The sequence below is a fragment of the Actinomyces sp. S6-Spd3 genome, from assembly GCF_000758755.1.
Lineage (GTDB): Bacteria > Actinomycetota > Actinomycetes > Actinomycetales > Actinomycetaceae > Pauljensenia.
Window position 1 is genome coordinate 1 of record NZ_JRMV01000151.1, and the last position, 723, is coordinate 723.

General features: G+C 51.5%; 1 protein-coding gene. It reads right to left on the bottom strand.

The window, feature by feature from the left end; translation table 11 throughout:
* Positions 1–410 precede the first annotated feature (410 nt).
* The coding region (locus HMPREF1627_RS00900) for an NAD(P)(+) transhydrogenase (Re/Si-specific) subunit beta (RefSeq protein WP_034500366.1) at positions 411–723 on the bottom strand (313 nt) is incomplete at its 5' end.

Below are 723 nucleotides of genomic sequence, written 5' to 3' on the forward strand. Positions count from 1 at the left end.
ATGTTCTGTGTTCTTTAGCTCTCTTGCGAGGATCATCGAGGCCGTGTGACCAGCGATGCCTGCACCAAGAACGACAATTTGAGCCACGGTGTTTCCAATCGTCGGAATTGAAATATGACAACAATAAATTAAGCTCATCTGACACAACTTTGTGCTCTTAATTCACTGCGCTGTGTGGTTGAGCTACATCCTCAATGCTAACAGGATGCCTGCGTGTTAGCCACGTCACCGAGTCGAAAAACAGCTCAAAATATGTGACTTCGTATACGACGCCTCGAAAATATGTGATTAGCGTCTTATGTTTGCGTGGGTAAAGTGAGCAGTGAATCCCCTCTGAAAGCGCCTTGATCCAATCCAAGAAAAGACGAAGGGCGCGAGCCGAAGCCCGCGCCCTTCCGCCCAGCACTGGTCTATAGCGCTGCGATGATGTTTTCTACCGAAGCCTTTGCGTCTCCGAACAGCATCTTTGTGTTCTCCTTGAAGAACAGCGGATTCTGTACGCCCGCGTAGCCGGTGGCCATGGAACGCTTAAACACGATCACATCGTGGGCGTTCCACACCTTCAAGACCGGCATGCCGGCAATCGGCGAACCCGGCTGCTCAGCTGCAGGATTCACCGTGTCATTAGCGCCGATGACGAGGACGACGTCTACATCACCGAAATCGTCATTCACCTCGTCCAGCTCCTTAACAATGTCGTAAGGGACCTTCGCTTCAGCCAGT